This is a genomic window from Streptomyces sp. NPDC055078 (assembly GCF_053607985.1).
The window spans coordinates 1-4232 of sequence record NZ_JBSGUP010000689.1; the positions used below are offsets into that span (position 1 = coordinate 1).

Annotated in this window: 4 protein-coding genes; 1 reads left to right on the forward strand and 3 read right to left on the reverse strand. The window is 71.3% G+C overall.

Annotation, left to right across the window (positions count from 1 at the left end):
* Positions 1 to 121 precede the first annotated feature (121 nt).
* The 3 genes from ACWF94_RS34840 to ACWF94_RS34850 are packed head-to-tail and all read right to left on the reverse strand — an operon-like array spanning position 122 to position 3159.
* Positions 122 to 1255 (reverse strand): Mrp/NBP35 family ATP-binding protein, encoded by a 1134-nt coding sequence (locus tag ACWF94_RS34840; protein ID WP_453497994.1) that lies wholly within the window; start codon positions 1253 to 1255, stop codon positions 122 to 124.
* Between the two features lie 43 nt (positions 1256 to 1298).
* Positions 1299 to 1859 carry a DUF1003 domain-containing protein gene (locus ACWF94_RS34845; RefSeq protein ID WP_453498003.1) on the reverse strand — a complete coding sequence of 187 codons (561 nt, stop codon included), beginning with the start codon at positions 1857 to 1859 and terminating at the stop codon, positions 1299 to 1301.
* Positions 1860 to 1896: 37 nt separating this feature from the next.
* A complete protein-coding gene (locus ACWF94_RS34850; RefSeq protein WP_453497997.1) occupies positions 1897 to 3159 on the reverse strand; it encodes a magnesium transporter MgtE N-terminal domain-containing protein in 1263 nt (420 codons plus the stop codon).
* A gap of 274 nt (positions 3160 to 3433) precedes the next feature.
* Between ACWF94_RS34850 and ACWF94_RS34855 the strand changes: the two genes are divergently transcribed.
* Positions 3434 to 4207 carry a hypothetical protein gene (locus ACWF94_RS34855; protein ID WP_453498000.1) on the forward strand — a complete coding sequence of 258 codons (774 nt, stop codon included), beginning with the start codon at positions 3434 to 3436 and terminating at the stop codon, positions 4205 to 4207.
* Positions 4208 to 4232 lie beyond the last annotated feature (25 nt).

Below are 4232 nucleotides of genomic sequence, written 5' to 3' on the forward strand. Positions count from 1 at the left end.
GGTCCAGCGGGTCTGCCCGGTGGGCCAGGGTCCGGTGGTTCGGCCGGTGGGCCCGGGCCCGGCCGGTGCGGTCGGATGGGACCCGGTGGTTCGGGTGGGGCCCGGTCCGTCCCGGTCCGTCCTAGAACTTGTTCCTCGGGGTGATCCCCAGGCTCATACCCGACAGCCCCCGCTGACGGCCGCCCAGCTTGCCCGCGATCGAGCGCAGCGCGGCACCCGCCGGGGACTCGGGGTCGGTGAGGACCACCGGCTTGCCCTCGTCGCCGCCCTCGCGGAGCCGTACGTCGATGGGGATGGCACCCAGCACCGGCACATTCGCGCCGGTCCTCTGCGTCAGCCCCTCGGCGACCCGCTGGCCGCCGCCGCTGCCGAAGACATCGACCATCTCGTCGCAGTGCGGACACGGCAGGCCCGACATGTTCTCCACGACGCCGACGATCTTCTGATGCGTCTGCACCGCGATCGAACCGGCCCGCTCGGCGACCTCGGCGGCGGCCTGCTGCGGCGTGGTGACCACCAGGATCTCGGCGTTCGGCACGAGCTGGGCCACCGAGATGGCGATATCGCCGGTCCCGGGCGGCAGATCGAGCAGCAGAACGTCCAGATCGCCCCAGTACACATCGGCGAGGAACTGCTGAAGCGCCCGGTGGAGCATCGGGCCGCGCCACACCACCGGCTCGTTGCCCGGGGTGAACATACCGATCGAGATGACCTTCACCCCGTGCGCCGACGGCGGCATGATCATGTTCTCGACCTGGGTGGGACGGCCGTCCGCGCCCAGCATCCGGGGCACCGAGTGGCCGTAGATGTCCGCGTCGACGACACCGACCTTCAGTCCGTCGGCCGCCATCGCCGCCGCCAGATTCACCGTGACCGAGGACTTGCCGACCCCGCCCTTGCCGGAGGCGACCGCGTACACCCTGGTCAGCGAGCCGGGCTGGGCGAAGGGGACCTCGCGCTCGGCGGTGCCGCCGCGCAGCGAGGACGTCAGCTCACGCCGCTGCTCGTCGCTCATCACATCGAGCGTGACCTCGACCCGGGTCACGCCGTCGACGCGCTCGACCGCCTCCTTCACGTTCTTGGTGATCGTCTCGCGCATCGGACAGCCGGAGACGGTGAGGAACACCGTGACGGCGACCGCGCCGTCCGCACCGATGTCCACCGATTTGACCATGCCCAGCTCGGTGATCGGTCGGTGGATCTCGGGGTCGTTCACTGTCGCCAGCGCGGCGAGCACCGTGTCTTCCGTAGCCATACCGACGATGGTACGGCGCTGACGCCCGCCCCGGAGAAGCGCGTCAGCGGTCGGCTTCGTCACTTCGGGAACTCCCGGAACTCCCGGAAGCGTTCCCGTACGGGAGGGACGCGCGCTGGTCCTCCATGTCTCTGGCCATGGCCTGGAGTTCCGAGCGGATCCAGTCCCGGGTCGCGACCTCGCCGAGGCCCATCCGCAGTGCGGCGATCTCCCGGGTCAGATACTCGGTGTCGGCGATCGACCGCTCGTTCTGCTCGCGGTCCTGTTCATGGGTGACCCGGTCGCGGTCGTCCTGGCGGTTCTGCGCCAGCAGGATCAGCGGGGCCGCGTACGACGCCTGGAGGGAGAGCATCAGGGTCAGAAAGATGAACGGGTACTCGTCGAAACGCAGGCTCTCCGGGGCCGTCACATTCCAGACGACCCACAGGAAGACGATCAGCGTCATCCAGACCAGGAACCGGCCCGTCCCCAGGAAGCGGGCGATCCGCTCGGACAGCCTGCCGAACGCCTCGGGGTCGTACTCCGGCAGCAGGGTCCGGCGCGGCGCCCTCGGCAGATCGAGCCGGACGCGGTGGCGCGGCGCCGCGGTCGCTCCGGACGGCATCCGCTCCCGCTGGTCGCCGGGGCCCTGCTCGGGACCGTTAGCCACCGGCCGACTCCTCGAACTCCGTCTCACGCCAGTCCTCCGGCAGCAGATGGTCGAGTACGTCGTCCACGGTCACCGCGCCCAGCAGGGAGCCGCTCTCATCGACGACCGCCGCCGCGACCATGTTGTACGCGGCCAGATAGCTGGTCACCGCGGGCAGCGGGGTGTCCGGCGACAGCGGCGGCAGATCACTGTCCACCACCGAGCTGACCAGGGTGAACGGCGGATCGCGCAGCAGCCGCTGGAAGTGCACCGTGCCCAGGTACTTGCCCGTCGGGGTCTCGTCCGGCGGCCTGCACACATACACCTGCGCGGCCAGCGCCGGGGGCAGATCCTGCTGGCGCACCCGCGCCAGTGCGTCTGCGACGGTGGCGTCCGGTCGCAGCACGATCGGCTCGGTGGTCATCAGCCCGCCCGCCGTGCGCTCCTCGTACGACAGCAGCCGGCGGACATCGGCGGCGTCGTCCGGGCGCATCAGCGCGAGCAGCCGTTCCTTGTCCTCCTCGGGCAGCTCGGAGAGGAGATCGGCCGCGTCGTCGGGGTCCATCGCCTCCAGTACGTCGGCGGCCCGCTCCTCCTTGAGATTGCCGAGGATCTCCACCCGGTCGTCGTCGGGCAGCTCCTCCAGTACGTCGGCGAGCCGGTCGTCGTCCAGCGCGGCGGCGACCTCCGCGCGGCGCTTCGGCGAGAGATGGTGCAGCGCGTTGGCCAGGTCGGCCGGGCGCAGCCGCTCGAAGGCCGCGACGAGGCTCTCCGCGCTCTGGCTGTCCTCCTCCAGCGAGAAGCCGGTCACGGCCGACCACTCGACCGTCAGGGTCTCCCCCCGGCGGCGCAGCGCCCCCGACCGCCCCTTGCGGACGAAGACCTTGTCGATCTCCCATTCGCGGCGGGCGGGCAGCCGCCGGATCGACACATCGAGCACCGTGGCCTCCTCGCCGCTGTCCACCAGCCGCACCCGCCGGTCGAGCAGTTCCCCGAGCACCAGCCGCTCGGTGGGGCGCTGCTCGAAGCGGCGGACATTCAGTACGCCGGTGGTGATGACCTGGCCCGACTCGATCCCGGTGATCCGGGTCATCGGGAGGAAGATCCGGCGGCGGCTGAGCACCTCGACGACCATGCCGAGCAGCCGCGGCGGGCGGCGGCCGACCCGCAGCATCGCGACGAGGTCGCGGACCCGGCCCACCTGGTCGCCGTTGGGGTCGAAGGCGGGCACCCCGACGAGATGGGAGACAAAGACACGGGAGGCGCTCGTGACCATGATCCGCACCTCCGTCCTTCCGGCCCGCCCGGAGCCGTTCGCCGGGAATGCCGTTGTTCACGGCCTTCAGGCTAGCCCGTACCGTTCCGCGTCGCCGTCGCCCCGCGTCCGTACGGTGTCCCCGCGATCTCCACGAGCCTTCCCGCGCCTCCCCGCGGGGCCCGGCCGGCGCCCGGGTACGCTGCGGGCTGCGCCCCAATCCGCGCCCACGAACCCCGCCCACGAACCGCGTCCACAACAGGCGGACGACAAGCAGATACGAGGCAGTGTGCTGGTGACTACCCTCCCGTCGGTTTCCCGGGCCCGCAGGGCCGTGCTCTCCGCCGTTCTGTGCGCGGGACTGGTCGTGTCGGCGACGGCGTGCGCCGAGGAGAAGAAGGACCCCGACAAGGGCACCAACGGTGTCGGGAAGCTCTCCGCCCCGGAGATCGAGAGCAAGGCGCGGGCGGCGGCGGACGCGGCGGCGGCGGTACGGCTCTCCGGGACGCTCGTCAGCAAGGGCGGCACCTACACGCTGAACATGCGGCTCAAGCAGGACGGCGCCTCCGGGTCCGTCGTCACGAAGAACAACACCTTCGAACTGCTGCGGGTCGGCGACGCCCTCTACCTCAAGGCCGACGCGGGCTTCTGGGCCCAGGGCAGCGGCGACTCGAAGGACCAGCCCAGCAAGACGGACGCGGAGGCCGCGCTCAAGCTCGGGGGCCGGTATGTGAAGGTCCCTCAGGGCGATCCGGCGTATCAGCGGTTCCGCGGCTTCACCGACATGGATGTGCTGCTGGACGGGCTCCTGGGGATGCGGGGGAAGCTCAGCAAGGGCGACCGTACGAGGATCGGCGGCATCCAGACGATCAAGGTGCGGGCGGACGACGGTGTGGGCGGTGTGCTGGATGTCGCGCTGGAGGGCGAGCCGTATCCCCTCCAGTTCGCACGCGCGGGCGGCGCGGGGGTGCTGACGCTGGCGGAGTGGGACCGGGACTTCGCGCTGGCGGCGCCGGCGAAGGGGGAGACGCTGGACTACGGCCGCCAGCTCCCCAAGACCAGCGACTGACGGCCCCGCCGGGGCTCCGCCGGGG

Coding starts and splice junctions, on each gene's coding strand:
- ACWF94_RS34840 (WP_453497994.1), bottom strand. CDS start 1,255: ATGGCTACGGAAGACACGGTGCTCGCCGCGCTGGCGACAGTGAACGAC.
- ACWF94_RS34845 (WP_453498003.1), bottom strand. CDS start 1,859: ATGCCGTCCGGAGCGACCGCGGCGCCGCGCCACCGCGTCCGGCTCGAT.
- ACWF94_RS34850 (WP_453497997.1), bottom strand. CDS start 3,159: ATGGTCACGAGCGCCTCCCGTGTCTTTGTCTCCCATCTCGTCGGGGTG.